Source organism: Companilactobacillus hulinensis (assembly GCF_003946555.1).
In the GTDB taxonomy this organism is placed as follows: domain Bacteria; phylum Bacillota; class Bacilli; order Lactobacillales; family Lactobacillaceae; genus Companilactobacillus; species Companilactobacillus hulinensis.
Genome location: NZ_RHOO01000023.1, coordinates 1 through 18655 on the forward strand (window position 1 = coordinate 1; position 18655 = coordinate 18655).

Below are 18655 nucleotides of genomic sequence, written 5' to 3' on the forward strand. Positions count from 1 at the left end.
ACTCCCCGTGAATACAGAGAGCATGCCTTAGCAGCTTAATAATATTTAATTTTGTCTAACTTTTGTGTTGCACTTTATCAGAATGGACATATTTTTATTTTGAATTGCTGTATTGTCATCATAAGACATTGCTCCATCAAAATGTAATGGATTACCAAATCTGACTGATTGAGTTAATAAAGAAATTGGGCGAATACTCAAATGTCTTGGAGCCTTGGCAATGGTGAATTGAGGAGTATTCACATCCCCTTTATATAAATCACCCATCAAAGTAGCATGAGCAGATGCTACATTAGTATCTTGTTCGTATCCACCAGACTTATCAGTCTTCGCAACACCGGTTATTTCTAATTTGGCACCCTTCAACTTGTCATTCATCGTACGAGTAAGCTTATGAGTCAATACGTTGTCAGTCACTTCACTAACTGGAACTGGTTCAACTTTACCATCTGAATAAATAACGTTTCCGATAATACCTTCTTTTGCATAAGCGATATTAGAAGGTAAAGTAATTTTAGCAACAACGTTCCTCAACTCATTATCACCAGTTAAGTAGTTCAAATTGTAACTGAACTTCATTAAGTTGTTGTCATACGTTACCCTATCACCCGATTTAATTTCACGGCTTCCCTGACTGATGTTGTATACTTTTGCATCAGAACTAGCGTTTACTAGGGATGGCATTGTTTCGAAGACTGCCATGTTTAGAGAAGCGTACTTACCTGTTGACCCCGTGAAACCATATCTTAATCTATTATCAATGATGACACCATTTTTATCTGTTGGTAAAACTTTTGTCAAATCCAAATTTGTTGTATTAGTATATGGAAGGTCTTTTTCAGTAGTCAGCATTGATCCAGGTGTTCCGTCAATTTTCTTATCGTTAAAAGAATACGTCAATGTAGCATTGTTTGTTCCATCAGTGGGTGGTAAATAGTTAACTGTCAGATGATGCCATGAATCTTCCCCACTATTAGAATGTGTAAGATTCAAATTAGTCCTAATATCGTTATTATCGTCTTCATAAACATATGCACTATAGTAATTGGTAAATTTCTTATATTTCCGTCCATTACTATGGTTTAATTCGTAGCCATATCCACCGTCAATATCTTCTTTTACATAAGCACTAGTTTGCGCTGGATAATTAAAAGCCATATGTTGATTACCACTAATTGAACTATTAAAGGTGTAATCAAAGTAACTTCCTTCACCAGCCTTATTATATCTATTTAAAAAAGTATCAAATTCCAATGCCCACGATTTTTGAATTGCTCCAGCCGCGACCACTGCAGTACTTGATTGACTACCATCAATATCAGGTCCCCAAACTCCAAGAGTTTCCCCCGGAACCACGCTACCCTTATACGTAGAAATAGCTTTAGTCTCTCTCGGATCACTTTGCAAAACAAAAGCAATTCCATCAGCTGGATTCGTAGCATGGCCGAAATACAACCACATAGACAATGTCTGTGGAATCTTTGTATTAATATAATTTCCTTTATCCACGTTACTCCAAATGGAACTCAGTTGTTTAACGTCATCAGTTAATTGCACTGCATCTGAACTAGGATACTTTTTGTTTAATCCGGTTTTTATAGTTGAATGATTGAGCGTTCCATCTTCAAAACTAGGCGTATATTCAAAATAGGAATTCATATCATCCTTTTTAAGAGACAGACCTTCTGGAGTAACGGCTTTTCCCAATTCATCTAATTCCTCAGGCGTTGCCCCCAAAACCCTAGTGGTAGAAATACAAAAAAGTAAAATACTCAATACAAATACCCAATACCTTCTCTTCCTCATCAGATTCCCCTTCGCAAACAATATATTTTCATGTGGCAGTGATATATATTATTAGAATAACGTATTCATGATAGAGAGAAATATCACTTCCAGTAAGAAAGAATTACCAAAAGTGACACTTTTTAGTTAATTTATGATATATAAATAAAACAATAGTAAAAGAGCAATTTGCTTGTTATTAGACAATTAAATAAATTGAATTCACATATATAATTAGTTATTATCTATTTTTTAGCAAAATTAAAAAGGTATCTCCACCGAGATACCTTCCAAACTAAATCTATTTAATTAATGTATATGAATCACGAACGTCAAACAATGAGCTTGTTGATTCGTCCATTTCTGTCATTCTAATTGAATCACCAAGTAAGTCTGTAACTGAAAGAATCTTCAACTTATCGAACTTGCATTCATCAGGAACGACGATAGAATCCGTAACAACAATTTCCTTCAAAGCTGAGTTTTGCAAATCTTTGGCAGCTGTCTTAGAGAAAATTGGGTGGGTAGCAGCGGCATATACGTCAACTGCACCAGCTTCCTTCAAGGCTTCCGCACTATTTATCATTCTTGTACCAGTATCAATCAAGTCATCAACAATGACACATTTCTTACCTTCAACGTCACCAATAACACCAGGAATAACGTTGTTCTCTTCAGTAGATCTTTGGTCAACGATAGCAATTTGTGAACCGAAGACTTCAGCTAATGAACGAGCACGTTTCATTGAATTGTGATCCGGAGCAACGAAGACGAAGTCGTCTTTTTTGTCATCCATCTTATCCATGAAGTATTTGGCAAAGATTGGCATTGCACGTAAGTGATCAACAGGAATGTCGAAAAATCCTTGAATTTGATCAGCATGCATATCAAGTGCAATCACACGATCGACTCCGCCCATTTCCAACATGTTAGAGAATAACTTAGCTGAAATAGGTTCACGTGAACGAGACTTTCTGTCTGAACGTGTATATGCGAAGTATGGCAATACACAAATAATTTGTTTTGTACTTGCACGTCTTAGAGCATCAACGGCAATCATCAATTCCATGAAGTTATCATTAACTGGGTCTGAAACTGAATGAATGATGTAAACGTCTTTTCCACGAATACTTTCGTTGATTTGAATATTGATTTCTCCGTCTGCGAAGTGAGAAACGGAAGCGTCCAACAATGGAACTCCCATATATTCAGAGATTCTCTTGGCTAATGGCTTATTACCATTCAAAGAAAGTAAAGCAATTTTATCTAATGATGTATTAGACATATCTGGTCTGTCCTCCAAAATTATATTAATACTGGTCGATCTATGGGCTTACTTTCGTCAGCAATCACAAGTCCCATGTCATTATCCGTCATGACACGTTCTCTGTTGCGCACGGCAGACTGCGAAACGATTGTAAACTTATACTTCAATTTTACACTTAACTGGAGATATTTATCCAGTATATAAGAATCTATTTTACCATTTAAGTACAAATGATACTGAGGATATTTCTTCATAACTCCCTCAACCGTTTTCAAATTATCGGGATTCTTAAGTTGTGCAATCGTCAAAGCAATACCAACACGCTCGGCAAAATTACCCAAAAATTTATTTTTCTCATCTGGTTTCAATTGCGGCTTGCCAAAAACATTTTTCTTTATATAATCTTCAACATCAGTCATATATTTCCACCTTTCAAGCTGTTATTTCTATTATACACGATATGATAACTGTATAATGGACGTAAAGAAAGGATGTGTTATCTATGGATGAAATGGTATTTTTTAACCCAGGTGACGCAATTGCTAATTCAAAGGATTTTGGAGAGGCAGTGCGTGGCGCACAGATTTACAAAGCTAAAGATCCTTATGAATCATCCTTGATAGTAGCCGAAGATGTTTCAGATAAGAAGAGCTTCGTTGTTTACTTCGCAAAAGATGAGAAGTCTCATGTGAAGGATTCCGATAAGAGTGTTATTCCCTATCACGTTAAGAAAAGATTGTAATCAAAAACCGCTATCCAATTATATGGATAACGGTTTTTTCATACTAAAGAAATCCTTTAATTTTTGATGCCAAAGTTGGAAAAATATAAATAATCTTTCCTTTCCATACTTTACTGTCCAATCCAAGACCAATCACATTAACGAATAAATTAACATCATCAGTAGCAGTCTGACTAACTTCAGAAACACCAACCAGTTTTGAACTTTTATCGAACACTCCAACTAATTCAGCATGCTCGTCATTAGTTCCTGCATAAGCAAAATCTGATTCCAGTGAGAAATGTTCATCAACTACAATGCCTTGACGGTCATGTTCAATTCCTAATTCGTCCAGATTCAATGAAGAAACATTAGGAATTCTTCCGGTAGCATCGACTACATAATCCGCTTCATAAGAATTACCTTGTGCAGTATGAACAACATATTTGCTATCATCTGTCTTAGTGATCTTATTGGCAGCTTGATTGAAGTGGAATTTGATACCTCGTTGCTTCATTTGATCAACCACAGCTTTAACATGATCTTGGTAGAATGGTCCCAAAGCCTTGTCAGAGAATTCAATCATTTCAACCTCTGCACCGGCAGCACTCACCACAGTAGCTAGCTCCATGCTGACATATCCACTTCCGATGAAGACCATCTTCTTAGGGAGTTCTTCCATATCCAGAACATCCGTACTGCTATGTGAATACTCGTTACCAGGAATATTAAGCTTATTAGGCTTCATACCTGTAGCAATGATTATCTTGTCAGTCTTATAGTTTGCACCATCTATTTGAACCGTATGACGATCAATTATTTTGGCTATTCCAGTCTTTGTATCAACGAATTCATTCTCAAATCCCGATTTAGAATTCTCAGGATAAGGTTTGAATACCTTCTTCTTAGTTTCCATCAATGTCTTCCAATTAATAGTTGGTGCTGCAACTATTCCACGATTTTCTAGTTTTTGACCAATCAATACATCTCGAACTGCACCTTCCAAGAATATCTTTGGTTCACATCCATAGTTAGGGCAAGTTCCACCAAACAAATCGTTATCAACAATCAACGCTGTCTGTTTGCTGTTGTCCTCTTTTAATTTGTTTGTCAGTCCAAAAGCAGCTGGGCCACTTCCTATTACTATGTAGCCATATTTGTTTTTTATCATATTTCCCTCTTCAATATACCCTCGACAGTATTCTATTTATTTAAGTATTTTTCAATCTCTGCTCTAAATGCCTTCTTTGGCTTAGCACCAACCATTCCACTAACTAATTCTCCATCTTTCATAATCAAGAACGTGGGAATACCTTGCACTCCAATTTCATTAGCAACCAATGGATCCTTGTCGATGTTCACTGAAACGAACTTAACATTTTTTCCCAACTCATCATCTGATGACAATGACTTTAGTACTGGATCCATCATTTTACATGGTGGACACCAATCTGCTCTGAAGTCCACGACTGTGACGCCGGGTCCTGTAGTTTCTTTTACGTATGTATCATCATGAATTTCTTTTATGCTCATCTCAATGAACCTCCCTTTGATGTAATTCGATATACCCCCTACAGGTATATAAAAACAAAAGTTATGCTCACGAATAATAAATTCCAATAAAAAAGCTCAAAGCTTTCTTAATTTGAAAGTTTTGAGCTTAAATTTGTTAGAATGTAAGTGTATACATTCTTATTCTAACTGTTCTTTACTATCTTTATCTGAGCGAGAATCACGAATGGTCTTCAAGACCCTAAGGTTAGCAACGCCAACATCACGGACATTATCCATATCGAAGAACTTCTTAGTAATACTGTCTTTTCTTGATACGTAATGATACAGCGGGAAGTTATCAAAATAGAACTTCTTCGCCACAGTTGCGTATTCAACATTGAAAACTTGATCTTCCATTAGATCCAGATCAGTCTGGAAATGAATCTCATTGTTCTCAATCACTGAACGACGATAGACTTTGTTCCATGTATAGCCCATGACTGTACCGCTTATCTTAGTGATCTGTTTAATTGCTTCATCACGATCAACGAAACCATTCTGTCTCTTCTCAGTCTTGACCTTGCTCTTGCCAGTTTCAGTATCCATAAAGAAACCGCACGTCGCAAGATCCGTGTCAGTATTTTCAAATACTGTCAAAAAAAAGTCAACATATCCCGGTTCTAACCAATCATCGCCATCAATGAAAGTGACGAGATTGCCAGAGATATGTTTAAGACCAGTGTTCCTAGCTGCTGAAACACCAGCATTTTCTGTGTGTTCGTATGCTGTTATCCAGCTGTACTTTTTTTCATAACTTGCGATAATATCCAGAGTTCTGTCTGTCGAATGATCGTCGACTACTATTAGCTCGAAATTCTTATTAGTCTGAGCTATCAACGAATCTATTGTCGTCATGACATAGCTGGCAGCATTATATGTTGTCATTATTATTGAAAGTTTATCTTCTACCATTAAATCACCTTAATAGTATTTTACGTCGAAAGACTATCAATACGCAACAAATCCGGGGAGGAAAAAACATGAAACGAATTTTAAATCTTGACGGAGCCATAAACTTACGTGAATTGGGAGGATATAAAACCACTGATGGTAAACAAATTAAATATAATAAACTCCTTCGTTCAGGAGATATTAGTAATTTAACGCCGAAATCTTTAAAATACCTTAAAAATTATGGATTAAAATACGTTGTCGACTTCCGTGGCGACAATGAACAACAAATGTGGTCTGATAGAGACACGGATTTCTATACAATTTATTCTGATCCTGTCTACCCACTAAAAGGTAATGGAGACAAATTGGCTAGTGCTTTGAATAACACTTCATCTTATTTAGGTATCATTTATCAAAGTGTTTTACTAGATAAATACGGTCAGCATGCATATCAATTATTATTCCAGTTGTTATTGGAAAATAACGAAGATGATAAATCATTACTATTCCATTGTGCTGCTGGTAAGGATAGAACCGGTATGGCAGCCATGCTCATCCTCAAAGCACTTGGTGTTGACGATGAAACTATTGCCCGTGATTATCTACTGACAAACCTCATGTATGCTTCACCTGAGGTCATCGAGGGAACATTAAATGATGAGAACGGTGATCAAAATATCAACAAGATGAACATGACCAAAGCTGATTTAGAAAGTATTACTTCTGTCTTTGATGCGATCGAGCATTACTATGGAAGCTTCGAAAATTATCTCACTCAGGCATTAAATTTTGATAAGAATAAATTAAGCCAATTGAAAAATATTTACTTAGAAGACTAAAAAACTTATACTCAATTTACCAAATAATTATTTTTAAGAATGGAGAATATGATGAGTCTTCTAGAATTAAGAGACGTACGTAAATCATTCTCATTAGGTAAAAAAGAGTTTCCTGTCCTAAAGGGTATTAATCTTGAATTAGATCGTGGCGAATTTGTCTCGATTCTCGGTGAATCCGGTGGTGGTAAAACCACCCTGCTCAATACAATTGGTGGATTAGATTCACAATTTAAAGGTGATATCTTTGTCGACGGCAAGTCATTGAAGAAGGGTTCAGACAAGGCTCTAGATAATTATCGCAGCCACACGGTCGGATTCGTATTCCAAAGTTTCCATCTTATCAGTCATCTAACAATTCTGGAAAACGTCCTAGTGCCACTTGAGATGTCCTCGTTGAAGAAATCTCAACGTGTGCAACGTGCTAAAGATCTACTGGAAAAAGTTGGACTAACTGAACATATCGATAAGCATCCTAACCAATTGTCAGGTGGTCAAAAGCAGCGTGTTGCTATCGCTCGTGCCTTGGCAAATGACCCTGAAATAATTATCGCTGATGAACCAACTGGTGCTCTGGATTCACAGAATACACAAGAAGTTTTGCGAATCCTAGATGACATTGCCAAAGAAGGTAAATTGGTAATTGCTGTAACGCACTCACAGCAAGTCGCCGACTATGGTACTAGAATCGTCCACTTGGCAGATGGTGTTATTGACTCTGACCAACAAATTCGACCAAGTTATCCATTGGTTGAAGATAACAATAATAGTAAGAAAATTACTCATTTGAGTTTTGGAGATACTTTCCGACTGGCCTGGGAGCACATGCTCTATACCAAGGGACGTAACATTCTAATCATTATCGGTGCCGCCATCGGTATCTTCTCAGTCATTTTCATGCTGGGACTAGGCTCAGGTGTAACTGGCTACATCAACGACCAGATGGAATCTCAAGTTAATCCGAATGCAATTCAGATAACCAAGAATATTCCACAGAGCCAGAATCAAGCTGGTGACACTAGTGGTATCGATATAACGAAGTCAGATATGAGGACTTTTAATAATTTGAAACACGTTAAAAAAGTCGAACAAGCTTATTTCGTTCAATCACCCAAAATTAATTACGATAAGAAGAACGCTTCTATTCAGTATTTCCAAACTTGGAATGCCACTGAAAAAACTGGTGACATCACCAAAGGCACCAAGCCAAGTAATGGCGAAGTCATCTTACTAAAGTCTGATGCTCAAAAGTTAAACAAGAAGAACTATAAGAGTATGGTTGGCAAGACCGTCAAGATGTACATCACAACCCTTGATGACAATAAACAACCAGCTCAAATAGCTATTAACTTGAAGGTGTCCGGTATTATCAAATCAGGTTCTTCAGCTATCACACTTGATACTTTGAAGACCGCCGCCTCCAAGTCAAACGTTACAATTAAACCCAACTTTGTAACATTGACTATCGACGATACTCACAACGTCAAAGCTGTTCAGCAAAAGATCAAATCATACAAGACAACCGTTAAGGGTAAGAAACAAAATAAATATATGATTACCGGAGTTGGTGCCGTTATTGATCAACTCAATACATACTTGAATCTAGCCTTCTACGTATTAGCCGGTGTCGCTGGAATTTCACTGATTGTTTCAGCAATCATGATTATTGTTGTTCTATACATCAGTGTTTCTGAACGTACTCAAGAAATCGGTATTCTACGTGCTATTGGAGCTAGGAAGAAGGACATCAGAAATATGTTCATCTCTGAATCATTCTTAATTGGACTAGTTTCAGGAGGCTTTGCAATTCTGATTGCCTACTTGGTACAGATTGGCGTCAATCACGCCACTCAGAGTGCTTTCAAAGCAACAATAATCTCGATATCACCTGGTAATGCTATCTTTGGTATTGCCATTAGTATCATAATTAGTTTGTTAGCAGCTTTAGCACCATCAAGAAGAGCTGCTAAGTTAGATCCAAGAGATTCACTTACAGATGAATAGATTAATGATAAATCTCAGCAAATGCTGGGATTTTTTCGTGCTTCGGTTTAAAGAAATTAAGCCTGCAATTAGAAAAGATTTCAGCCAAGGTCTGAAATCTCGTTTTTGAACTCCGCATAAACCACGGATTTCAAAAATCGTCCTGTACTGTAAGAACGGAATACCACCGTTCAACACCACTACCACTGCTAGCAAAATTTCTTTAAATCTCCGCTAATTTGTTTTTTATATATAATGTGAATTTAGATACTATATCAAATATTATTTGCATACCCGCCTAACATTCTCTATTGGGTACCAATACTTCACAAATATAAAGTAGACTATATTTGATAATCACTAATGACTTTCAAACAGTTCAAGAGCCGGAGACTGATAAATATTTTAAAAGCCGTGACAGTGGCAAAGCCACAGGGACGAGCTTGGAGATTTGCGAACCATGCAAAGCTTCAAGTCGAAGCACGAGACCGCCTTTCAGGCTCGGGCTGGTCCCCACGGCATTTAAAATATTTATCAGTCGCAGGCGGGAACAGAACGCACAAACAAAAAAAGATGTGAAAGTTTCGTGAACTTTCATGCCAACGTCTTTATACACGTTTAGTTATCTTGTATACTTAAGTTTGTCAATATAATGGAGGAATGAGTATGTTTTGTCCAAATTGCGGCCACAAAGTTGATCTATCACAAAAGTTCTGTGATAACTGTGGTTATGATTTAACTACAATTAAAAATAAACGTAACGATTCAAATCAAAATTCAGCTGACAAAAAAGATGACGATACTATTAAATCTTTAGCCGACATCGAAGCGGAGCTTAGCGAGAACGAACCTGAAAAGTCTGCTCAAACTGTTCAGCCTGAAACTAAACCTATCTATCAACAAGCACCAGCTCAAAAACAAGAATACAGTTCTGTCAGACCTGCATCTGAGGTACAACATCCAGAGCCAAAACCTGAACCTAAAGTCGAGCCTAGAAAATATGATTCCGTTCGTACTTTCGAAAAGACTACTAAAGTTCCAGATGAAACTTTAGACGATCGTACAGTTGCTTACGATAAGGATGCCTTTAGACGTGCAGCGAAGAAACCTTATGAATTTGCGGAATCAGCTCAGGCACAACATGATACTTCATTGAATGAGACCCAAGATCTAGGTAAGAAGTTCAAGGAACGTTTCAAGACTAGTGAGGATCCTTTCAAACCTACTAAGAGTGAAATGAAAAAGTTGCAGCAACAAAAAAGAGAACAGCAAGCAGCCGAAGATACAAATGATGGCTTGATTCATAACATGGGTAAATTTGCTAAAAACAACGCTTATTTATGTATATTTGCCGTAATCATTGTTGCAGTTCTATTAGTTGTCAAAAGAAACTACGGATTCATCGCCCTTGCCTTGGCAATTCTATTATGGTTCTTAGCTTCTCAAGTCAGTCATGGTAGTGAAGTTAAGGCTAACAAGAAGTTCAAACGTGAGAATGATTCACCTGCTGATTCCAATAAAACTGCGGAATATCACGAGCAACAATATCAAGAACCCAAGAAACAAAAGGCTCAAAAGGTTCATGACAATAGTCGTGGTAAGAACATGCGTCAAAAAGTCATTATCACTTCATCAATTATTGGTTTTGCAGCCTCAATCGGTGGACCATTTATCAACGGCGTTTCACTTTCAAGTACAATTGCATCTGCCGCAAACTACACAGCTAACTTCGGTTACCAATACAGTACTTTGATAGTTAACTTATCATCTGCCATTCGCTTGATTTGTTTCCTATCACCTGTAATTGCTTTAATAGCAGCCTGTTTCAGAAACCGTGGAAGTGTTAAGTTGGTCAGACTATTTACAGTGCTACCAACTATCATCTATGCCGTAGTATTCGGTATCTTCTACTCCGGTGCTGTTAATTCAGCTGTGATCACTGGTCAAACAGCTGTTAATGGTACTCAATTTGGAGTTAGTTTCTATATTTTATTAGCTACATCAATCGTCTCTGTCATTATGGCGTATGCTTTGCATCCCCGTGAAAGAGTCTAAATGATACAATCAGTATATTACTAGAGCCACCTCGCATTGAGGGGGCTCTTTTCTTTTGCATTTCGCATCAGCCCTGCTATAATTTGAATTAAGAAAATCAAATATGTTTAAACACTTTTGATTTTCGGAAACTCATTTCTTTACCAATCTGAAGATTGAGTTTGCACCATCCAAGACCCCTCCAGTTTAAAAGAACTGAAGTTGCGGTTGGTGTACTTTCACCTTAGCACCACAATGAATGGGATAAGACAAGGGGTTGACAATTCCCCTTGTTTTTGAAATTTTAAATACTTCTATACGGGGATGAATAAGAATCAATACCAACAATATAATGGTTTGGTCTATTCAATCATCCGTAGAGCTGGCGGATAGATTGGATAAACTGACCTTCGCAATACAAGCTGTAGTCATTTGATTGCCAGCCTAATCATTAAATAAACCCTCCCGAGATACATAAATTCGTTAATAACTTCCAAATAAGGTGATAAAATGTTGTATTATGCCTTTCTGATAATTTTAAGTGTCTTCTTGATAATAATTACGATAGGCTTAGCCTATTTGGGAATTAAACACACAATTCGCAAACCTTAACGATTTGCGTAAATGAAACCCACTCGTCTATTTACTTAGAGAGTGGGTTTTGTTGTTTCTATTTATTTTATGGTACGTCAGTTATTTCCCAATTTAATTGGGTCTTATAAACTCCAGCTTTACTTATACCATGTAAGTACAGTACCAGACCATGGTTTTTATACCAGCCAATTGATTCCAACTTTTCATTGTTCTTAGTCGTCTTGATTACCGCTGAATTATTAAGTAGGTCCGTATAATCATCATCATTTTTGTAATAGCGTAAATGACCAGATAAAACCTGACCATTTTCATTTTCCAAGTTTTTTCCCTGTGAAACAGAGACGGTTACTGGTGTCTTGTTACGACGCATGTCATCGATTTCCATCAAGTTATTGGGCCAATTCAAATCATCGCTTCGATATACCAGTGCATCCTGACCATACGAAACAACTTTACCGTAATCGATATCATTAATGGAATGCTCAATCATATCAACCACATAATTAATCGTCTCAACTTTACCAATTTTTTGATAACTATCACCGTCATCATCTTTACCAATAATATAAGGAATCGTCTGTAATGATTCTTTCTTAGCAATTCCACCAACGATTGTTTCAACGTCGATTGAATGGCTCTGATTATTTTTGAAACTCAAATCACTAATAATCAAATCTTCTTCATCAGTATCATCATTCGGATTTATTTCATATTGATCAGGTGACAACACAACTCCATCAAGCGTAACTTCGGTAACTTGAGTATTGGAATGTAGTGGCAAAATATACTTTCCATTCGACAATGTCCCTGTTTGACTATTGTTAGTTATCGTATTGTGGTAAGAAATCTTGTCACCATTGATGGCACCGTACAACATCGTATCTGTATTAGTTCCATCGTTAAACGTTTTATTCTCTAGCGTATCATCGATTGTAATATTGGGTCCACCTTCAGGTGTGACATACAAGAAGGCGTCGTTAGTTGTATAAGACATTGTTGTCACACCGAATTTTACTTGAATGATAGCTAGGAATAGTGTCCCGTCATCATCCAGCGTCGTTGCCGGAGTAGTGATCGATAGTGCATGGCTATCGACATCCAACTGCATACGATAATGTGTAATTGGATCTTCTTTGTACCATTTAACCGTATAACTGGTGTCATCCTCATTTAATTCTCCAATATTACCTCGCAAACTAAATGTTGCAGTCTTCCCTGCTTTGACGGTTTGATCATCAAGACCTCCGCCTATCTGAACCTTGGTGTTATTGGTCACCACTGTTCCATTAGGGTTGACTAAGGTAGCTGTAACAGTGACAATTCCTGATTTGTGCAGTGTATTGGCAGTTATCAATCCACTCTCTTCATCAATAGTTGCCAAACTCGTATCATCAATACTCCACGTCAAGGTCCCAGTGTAATTACTCGGATTCACATGTGCATGGGCGTAAGTCATCGTATCTGTAACATCATTTACAGAATTATATAAATAATCATCATCAGTTGTTACCGTCAAATCAGTTGCATTAACAGGTTCTGGAACCGCATGAACCGCCGCAACTTTGGAATAAACCACCGGACTAGTAAGCAATTCCACCAAATAATACCAAGATACCCTTTGTTGATAATAAGTAGTACCAACTGTCGTCGGAGTAACTGGCATATGCTTTCGGTCACCATTTTCCTTATCGGTCATTTTGGTCCACTTCTTGCCATCAGTGGATTTATACCATCTATAATGTGAGAATCCATTCAAGCTAATAGCACGATCCCAGAAGGAACGTCCCGAATCAGTGTGCAATGTCACAGTATTATTAACTTCTACATAATTCTCAGCATTGGGCTGCAAATTATAACCAGATGTCAGCCAAATACCAAAGAATTTCCTAACATCTTTGGTTGGTTTCTTATAATAACCAATTTCCGTATCTGCGGCAGAAGTTTCCTTTGATTTTTTTATGAAGAGACCGCCCGTAAGCAGTGAGAATAAGACTACTAGAAAAACTACGCCTTTTTTACTTCTCATTTAACTGGCCCTCCATCAGTTTGATTTTAAATATATTAAAGTGTCTACATAATTAACGCATCATGAGTATATCATGCAGGTTATATACCAATAATTCATTTCTTATAATATATATTTGTGAATATTGGGCACAAAAAAAGCCGACCTCTCTTTGAGATCGACTTAAATTTAATCTATTGTAATAAACGCTACCGTGTCATTTTCTTTTAACTTCCAATTATTATAATTTAGGACTTCATCTTTATCTACATCCTCAATCATTGTTTCAATTGCATCTTTAGCATGAAATTTTGCATCATCCAACGAATCTCCTTGAGTTACCATGCCATGAATTGCTGGAGATGTAACAACAAAGTAACGACCCTCATCATTATATTCGGTTATAACTACAGGATACCTTTTCATCTTATTCTTCTTTCTTATAAACTATATCGAAATTCCCAATCTAACGCTGACTTGTACTGACCGGCTGCTGCAGCATCTTCATGCATATGTAACAAGAGACCATTATTCTCATCCCATCCAACAGAACTCAAGGTCTCATTTTCCTTAGAAGCCGCAATCAATTGACCGTTTTTTGAAAGATCAGAATATTTTCCATTTTCGTAGAACCTAAGGCAACCTGGTAATGTATCTCCAGACTCATTCACAAAGTCACTCTTTTGTGAAACATAGATTTCTACTTGTTTCTTCACGCGGCGACCATCTTCAATATCAATAATATTGTTTGGCATATTAGTCTCAGTCGTTCTCGAAATCACTTGATCTTTGGCATAGGAATTGATAACACCAAAGTCGATATTACGGACCTTCTTATTTAATTCATTAGTCACATAATTCAAGGTCATAATACGCCCTTCATTACTATATAAATGATCTTCCTCACCAGAGAATACCATTGGTCGTGCAACCCTTGTTTCATTTTGAGAGACGTCATCTACTATCGTTGTTATCGTAATATCACGCGATTGCTTTGGCAAACAATCGATATTATCAATCATAATTGCTGAGGAATTACCATCATACTCTTCCACAAACTTGTACTGATCAGGTGTCAATTTCAAATCATCAACGAAAATTGATTTGATTTTATTTCGATGATGTATTGGCAAGACATATCTGCCTCCCAACAATGCTCCCTCATCGCTAACGTTAACTATTTTATCTTTATAAACTAACTCATCACCATTAGTCACTTTATTTAAAACTGTATCAATGTTGTTTTCATCAAAAGTCAGATTCGTAACTTCATTATTAAATTGAATATCAGGACTATCAACTGGTTCAACATGTAATTTTGCTTTATTGGTTACATATTTCTGAGTTTCATTGCCATTCTTAATAGTTATTACCGCCCAGAACAAATCGCCATCATTTTTAACTTTTGGTTCATAAACATCTATAAATGGCAGTTTCTTCTCATTAGTGTTAACTGGAATTTGCTTGGTTGTCCCAACCGGTTGCTTAAACCACTCAATTTTATAATCACTCTGATCTTTATTTGTTTCTTCTATCTTTCCTAAGCTACCCAACAAAGTAAAGTTTGCAACTATACCGGACTTAGTGTATTGATCTTCCAACCCACCACCGATTATCACACTAGTAGTTCCAACAGCCTTTGTTCCATCAACATTATTGATTGTAGCAGTTACCGTCACAATACCTGATTTTCCTTTTAAGTTGGCAGATAGTTCTCCAGATTCATTATCTATTGTCGCCAAGTCGGGACGATCCACTGACCAAACCAAATCCTCAGTATAATCAACTGGATCAACTTCAGCTCTAATAAAGGTAGAATTAGGTACCAATTCACTCTCACCATTATATAGGTAATCATAATCATGATAGAGTCCAATACTTCTAGCATGGATATCATTTGAGATAACATGAACTGCTGATAATTCTGACCAATATACTTGAGAACCACCGAGGAATCCGAAGATAGCTCGGATCCATTCAACTCTCCTTTGATAATAAGTAGTACCAACTCCTTGGGTAGTAACATGTAAATTCTTAGTCGCACCGCCATCTTTATTCTCAACTTCAGACCAAGTCTTACCTTCGTCAGTTGACTTGTACCAACGGTACTTTGCATTATACATACCCCAGCCAGACCTAACTGACTTAGAGGACAGAACTAATTTATGCCCTTCAGTTGTATAGATCTCCGGCATTGGTTGTTGCGTATAACCACCAGTTGTCCAAATTCCTAAGAAACGCTTAGGTGGATCACTTGGTTTTTCCATCGGTGGAATATTCTCATGAGCTACTGCTGCATGCACTTCCAAATTTCTATTGATAATTCCCCCAGTAATTACGAATATAGCCATAATCACTAAGACAAATAATACTCTCCGCATGAAAGTTATATTCTCCATTCTTTATTTTTATTTAATCCGTACAATTATTCTTTTAAAAATCCTTGTAAACAAAAAGTAGCACTCCTCATTTAAAGGAGTGCTACTAGCTATTCACATGTTTAATTACTTTAATCTTTAATAAGAAACTTCATACGGTCGGCAATGTTAGTAAAGATTCCATCAACACCCCAAGATAATAATTCTTGAGCCTTATTGATATCATCAACGGTCCAAACATTGACTTGATAACCATAATCTTTCATTTTTTTAACCTTTGCTTCAGTTAATCCACGGCTGTCCGGGTGAACATATTTTGCATGGCATGCTTGCATATACAAGTTCCAATCTTCACCCATACCGTAAGTATCAAAGAGCATAGCATAATCTAAGCTCGGACGCAACTCATGCATCTTCTGCAACATAATCGGATTGAAACTAGAGATGATCAACTGAACATCTGGATCCAATCTATCAACTGCTTCAGCAAATTGAGCTACCAAACTATCAGCTAGATGATTGGCATTGTCCCCAACAACACCTTTCAATTCGACATTAGCATTCAATTTATGAATATTAAGGAAGTCAATCAATTGATCCAACGTTGGAATACGTTCACCACGAAACTTCTCAGCAAACCATGAACCAGCATCAGCTTGTTCAACCAGTGAACTATCCAAAGTTTCAATTGATCCATTCTCATTAGTAGTTCTATCTAACTTATCATCATGGATAACGAAGACTCTTTCATCCTTTGTAATACTCAAGTCTGTTTCGATCCAATCAAGTCCACAGTCAATAACTGTGTTGAAACCAGCCATAGTATTTTCAGGTGCTAAGGTTGGTATTCCTCTATGAGCAAGTATTTTTTTTGACATTATATACAAATCCTCCAAGGATATTATAGAACTACTTTCTGTTTTCGCCTACGGTCAAAAGTAGTAACCCTGTTGCGGGACCGTCTTCAGCCACAGTGCGGTCTGAAGACTCGATTTTGGACTCTGCATGAACCGCAGATTTCAAAAGTCGTCCTGTGCTGTACGAATGGAAAACCACCATTCTACAGCACTATCGCAACTGGATTACTACTTTTGACCTCCGGCTAGTTTGCTACTTCTTTCCAGGTTACTTCCTATTATTATGCAGAAAACAAAAATAAGAAGTAAGTAGAAAACCAGCTGAAGGCTACAAAATATTTTATCAGCCGTGAGAATGCCGTTTGAACGGCGGTTTACCGTTCATTACGGCATGGGACGAGCTTTAAGATTTGCAAAGCAAAGCTTAAAGTCGAGGTTCGAGACCAAAGGCTCGGACCGGTCCCCACGGCAGATGAAATATTTCGTAACCGGAAGCGGCAATAGAAACATAACAATAAGGCATAAAAAATCCTTCAATAACTGAATTGAAGGATTTTAGATTTCAAAACTATGCTTGGTAACGTGATTCACCATCAAGGTATGTTTCTGCAAGACTCATATCATTGTTTAAAACGATAAAGTCAGCATCACGTCCTGGTAAGATGGCACCACATGCATCATCAATGTGACAACTCTTAGCAGGTACGTGGCTACCCATTGTAACAGCTTCTTCGTCTGTAGCAATGTTCCAGTCAACAACATTCTTAATAGCATCCTTAAGTAATAAGATACTACCAGCCAAACTGTGTGGTTCTTGTTGTAATCTAACTTGACCATCACCAACGGTAACAGGGAATTCACCCAATACGTAGTCACCATCTGGCATTAGTCCAGCACTCATACAATCAGTAATAAGAGCAACGTGTTCTGGAGTCTTCTTGTCAACCAATGTACGTGCAGCATATGGGTTAACGTGGTGTCCATCACAGATCAACTCATCATCAACATAGTTCATTGACATTGCGGCACCAACCATACCAGGGGCACGGTGATTCAAGCCACTCATACCATTATATGTATGTGTGAAACTTGTAGCACCGGCTTCAACACAGGCCTTAGCTTGTTCAAATGTTGCATCACTGTGACCTAGGGCAACAGTAACACCAGTTTGGGCAACAGCCTTTGTGAATTCAACTGAACCTTTACGTTCTGGGGCAATTGAGATCTTCTTGATCATACCCTTAGCTGATTTTTGCCATTCTGTGAATTCTTCAATACTTGGATCTCTGAAGTACTTAGGATTTTGAGCACCCTTGTGCTTTTCAGTGTAGAAAGGACCTTCAAAGTGAATACCTTGAATCTTAGCACCAGTACTCTTACCTTGATTGTCACCAATTGTCTTACAAATCTCGTCTAATTGTTCGTGTGAAGCTGTAAGTGTTGTTGGAAGCCATGAAGTAACTCCGGCCTTTAACAAACCTTCTGACATCTCGTTGAACTCTTTCCAGCTGTTGTTCATAACATCGTCTCCAACAAGACCATGGATATGAGTGTCAACTAGTCCAGGAGCGATAAACTTATCAGAATAATCAACGATCTTGCCTTCTGGCTTGCCGTCTTCTTCTGTAAAGTAATCTCCGAACTTACCTTCATCAGTAACTTCTAGATAACCACCATTTTCAGTAGTGTTTTGTAAAAAGAACTTCTTAGCATGAATGTAATATGTCATTTTCAATCCTCCAAATTA

Annotated in this window: 15 protein-coding genes; 4 read left to right on the forward strand and 11 right to left on the reverse strand. The window is 37.4% G+C overall.

Going from position 1 to position 18655, the window contains the following annotated elements:
- Nucleotides 1-45: 45 nt before the first annotated feature.
- The 3 genes from EKM66_RS10190 to EKM66_RS10200 all read right to left on the reverse strand — a co-directional run bounded on the left by EKM66_RS10190 (nucleotide 46) and on the right by EKM66_RS10200 (nucleotide 3471).
- Nucleotides 46-1806 carry an L-type lectin family protein gene (locus tag EKM66_RS10190; protein ID WP_125764257.1) on the reverse strand — a complete coding sequence of 587 codons (1761 nt, stop codon included), beginning with the start codon at nucleotides 1804-1806 and terminating at the stop codon, nucleotides 46-48.
- 280 nt (nucleotides 1807-2086) lie between these two features.
- On the reverse strand, nucleotides 2087-3070 hold the full coding sequence (locus EKM66_RS10195; RefSeq protein ID WP_125764259.1) for a ribose-phosphate diphosphokinase: 984 nt from the start codon (nucleotides 3068-3070) through the stop codon (nucleotides 2087-2089).
- Nucleotides 3071-3090: 20 nt separating this feature from the next.
- Complete coding sequence (locus EKM66_RS10200; RefSeq protein ID WP_125764261.1) at nucleotides 3091-3471, reverse strand: YueI family protein; 381 nt, start codon at nucleotides 3469-3471, stop codon at nucleotides 3091-3093.
- A gap of 83 nt (nucleotides 3472-3554) precedes the next feature.
- Here EKM66_RS10200 and EKM66_RS10205 point away from each other — a divergent pair, with 83 nt between their 5' ends.
- Nucleotides 3555-3794 (forward strand): hypothetical protein, encoded by a 240-nt coding sequence (locus EKM66_RS10205; protein WP_125764263.1) that lies wholly within the window; start codon nucleotides 3555-3557, stop codon nucleotides 3792-3794.
- A gap of 43 nt (nucleotides 3795-3837) precedes the next feature.
- On the opposite strand, the gene EKM66_RS10210 is transcribed toward EKM66_RS10205, so the two are convergent.
- The 3 genes from EKM66_RS10210 to EKM66_RS10220 all read right to left on the reverse strand — a co-directional run bounded on the left by EKM66_RS10210 (nucleotide 3838) and on the right by EKM66_RS10220 (nucleotide 6239).
- Nucleotides 3838-4944 (reverse strand): FAD-dependent oxidoreductase, encoded by a 1107-nt coding sequence (locus tag EKM66_RS10210; protein WP_125764265.1) that lies wholly within the window; start codon nucleotides 4942-4944, stop codon nucleotides 3838-3840.
- A 32-nt stretch (nucleotides 4945-4976) separates the two neighbouring features.
- Nucleotides 4977-5306, reverse strand: a complete 330-nt coding sequence (locus tag EKM66_RS10215; protein WP_125764267.1) for a thioredoxin family protein — start codon at nucleotides 5304-5306, stop codon at nucleotides 4977-4979.
- A gap of 159 nt (nucleotides 5307-5465) precedes the next feature.
- The gene (locus EKM66_RS10220; protein ID WP_125764269.1) at nucleotides 5466-6239 is read right to left on the reverse strand and encodes a glycosyltransferase family 2 protein; all 774 of its coding nucleotides are present in this window, start codon (nucleotides 6237-6239) and stop codon (nucleotides 5466-5468) included.
- Between the two features lie 68 nt (nucleotides 6240-6307).
- Between EKM66_RS10220 and EKM66_RS10225 the strand changes: the two genes are divergently transcribed.
- From EKM66_RS10225 to EKM66_RS10235, 3 genes are all read left to right on the forward strand, one after another.
- Complete coding sequence (locus tag EKM66_RS10225) at nucleotides 6308-7060, forward strand: tyrosine-protein phosphatase (RefSeq protein WP_125764271.1); 753 nt, start codon at nucleotides 6308-6310, stop codon at nucleotides 7058-7060.
- Nucleotides 7061-7111: 51 nt separating this feature from the next.
- Nucleotides 7112-9061 (forward strand): ABC transporter ATP-binding protein/permease, encoded by a 1950-nt coding sequence (locus EKM66_RS10230; RefSeq protein ID WP_125764332.1) that lies wholly within the window; start codon nucleotides 7112-7114, stop codon nucleotides 9059-9061.
- A gap of 645 nt (nucleotides 9062-9706) precedes the next feature.
- Complete coding sequence (locus EKM66_RS10235) at nucleotides 9707-11095, forward strand: zinc-ribbon domain-containing protein (RefSeq protein WP_164505124.1); 1389 nt, start codon at nucleotides 9707-9709, stop codon at nucleotides 11093-11095.
- A 658-nt stretch (nucleotides 11096-11753) separates the two neighbouring features.
- Here EKM66_RS10235 and EKM66_RS10240 read toward each other — a convergent pair.
- From EKM66_RS10240 to nagA, 5 genes are all read right to left on the reverse strand, one after another.
- Nucleotides 11754-13694 carry a hypothetical protein gene (locus EKM66_RS10240; protein ID WP_125764275.1) on the reverse strand — a complete coding sequence of 647 codons (1941 nt, stop codon included), beginning with the start codon at nucleotides 13692-13694 and terminating at the stop codon, nucleotides 11754-11756.
- A 168-nt stretch (nucleotides 13695-13862) separates the two neighbouring features.
- Entirely contained in the window at nucleotides 13863-14099 is a 237-nt protein-coding gene (locus tag EKM66_RS10245) for a type II toxin-antitoxin system HicB family antitoxin (RefSeq protein WP_125764277.1), read from the reverse strand.
- A gap of 14 nt (nucleotides 14100-14113) precedes the next feature.
- Nucleotides 14114-16054, reverse strand: coding sequence for a hypothetical protein (locus EKM66_RS10250; RefSeq protein ID WP_164505125.1), 1941 nt, complete (start codon nucleotides 16052-16054; stop codon nucleotides 14114-14116).
- 128 nt (nucleotides 16055-16182) lie between these two features.
- Nucleotides 16183-16929: a glycerophosphodiester phosphodiesterase family protein gene (locus EKM66_RS10255; RefSeq protein ID WP_125764281.1), complete on the reverse strand. Its 747-nt coding sequence runs from the start codon at nucleotides 16927-16929 to the stop codon at nucleotides 16183-16185.
- A 547-nt stretch (nucleotides 16930-17476) separates the two neighbouring features.
- Nucleotides 17477-18637 carry an N-acetylglucosamine-6-phosphate deacetylase gene (gene nagA, locus EKM66_RS10260; protein WP_125764283.1) on the reverse strand — a complete coding sequence of 387 codons (1161 nt, stop codon included), beginning with the start codon at nucleotides 18635-18637 and terminating at the stop codon, nucleotides 17477-17479.
- Between the last annotated feature and the right edge of the window lie 18 nt (nucleotides 18638-18655).

Bases quoted from the DNA above. Each gene is read 5' to 3' on its own strand.
- EKM66_RS10190 (WP_125764257.1), bottom strand. From the start codon at position 1,806: ATGAGGAAGAGAAGGTATTGGGTATTTGTATTGAGTATTTTACTTTTT.
- EKM66_RS10195 (WP_125764259.1), bottom strand. From the start codon at position 3,070: ATGTCTAATACATCATTAGATAAAATTGCTTTACTTTCTTTGAATGGT.
- EKM66_RS10200 (WP_125764261.1), bottom strand. From the start codon at position 3,471: ATGACTGATGTTGAAGATTATATAAAGAAAAATGTTTTTGGCAAGCCG.
- EKM66_RS10205 (WP_125764263.1), top strand. From the start codon at position 3,555: ATGGATGAAATGGTATTTTTTAACCCAGGTGACGCAATTGCTAATTCA.
- EKM66_RS10210 (WP_125764265.1), bottom strand. From the start codon at position 4,944: ATGATAAAAAACAAATATGGCTACATAGTAATAGGAAGTGGCCCAGCT.
- EKM66_RS10215 (WP_125764267.1), bottom strand. From the start codon at position 5,306: ATGAGCATAAAAGAAATTCATGATGATACATACGTAAAAGAAACTACA.
- EKM66_RS10220 (WP_125764269.1), bottom strand. From the start codon at position 6,239: ATGGTAGAAGATAAACTTTCAATAATAATGACAACATATAATGCTGCC.
- EKM66_RS10225 (WP_125764271.1), top strand. From the start codon at position 6,308: ATGAAACGAATTTTAAATCTTGACGGAGCCATAAACTTACGTGAATTG.
- EKM66_RS10230 (WP_125764332.1), top strand. From the start codon at position 7,112: ATGAGTCTTCTAGAATTAAGAGACGTACGTAAATCATTCTCATTAGGT.
- EKM66_RS10235 (WP_164505124.1), top strand. From the start codon at position 9,707: ATGTTTTGTCCAAATTGCGGCCACAAAGTTGATCTATCACAAAAGTTC.
- EKM66_RS10240 (WP_125764275.1), bottom strand. From the start codon at position 13,694: ATGAGAAGTAAAAAAGGCGTAGTTTTTCTAGTAGTCTTATTCTCACTG.
- EKM66_RS10245 (WP_125764277.1), bottom strand. From the start codon at position 14,099: ATGAAAAGGTATCCTGTAGTTATAACCGAATATAATGATGAGGGTCGT.
- EKM66_RS10250 (WP_164505125.1), bottom strand. From the start codon at position 16,054: ATGCGGAGAGTATTATTTGTCTTAGTGATTATGGCTATATTCGTAATT.
- EKM66_RS10255 (WP_125764281.1), bottom strand. From the start codon at position 16,929: ATGTCAAAAAAAATACTTGCTCATAGAGGAATACCAACCTTAGCACCT.
- nagA (WP_125764283.1), bottom strand. From the start codon at position 18,637: ATGACATATTACATTCATGCTAAGAAGTTCTTTTTACAAAACACTACT.